The sequence below is a fragment of the Methylobacterium sp. CCH5-D2 genome (genome assembly GCF_001556475.1).
Lineage (GTDB): Bacteria > Pseudomonadota > Alphaproteobacteria > Rhizobiales > Beijerinckiaceae > Methylobacterium > Methylobacterium hispanicum.
The window spans coordinates 1-388 of sequence record NZ_LSIX01000584.1 but is presented as its reverse complement, the minus strand read 5'-3'; the positions used below and the strand labels follow the sequence as shown (position 1 = coordinate 388).

Annotated in this window: 1 pseudogene; it reads left to right on the top strand. The window is 66.5% G+C overall.

The features are described from left to right. Positions 1-388 (top strand): annotated as a pseudogene (locus AX737_RS14955) (arsenical-resistance protein); the annotation flags it as partial.

Here is a 388-nt window from a genome sequence, read left to right as displayed (position 1 = left end):
GGCTTCTTCCACGCCGTCGGCGCGGCCGAGGTCGCCAAGGTGAACCTGCCGGTCGCCGTCCTAATCTGGCTCATGGTCATCCCGATGCTGCTCAAGATCGACTTCGCCTCGCTTCGGCACGTCGGCCGGCACTGGCGCGGCATCGGCGTGACGCTGTTCATCAACTGGGCGGTGAAGCCGTTCTCGATGGCGGCGCTCGGCTGGCTGTTCATCGGCTACCTGTTCCGGCCCTACCTGCCCGCCGACCAGGTCGACAGCTATATCGCCGGGCTCATCATCCTGGCGGCGGCGCCCTGCACCGCGATGGTGTTCGTCTGGTCGAACCTGACCCGTGGCGAGCCGCACTTCACCCTGAGCCAGGTGGCGCTCAACGACACCATCATGGTGG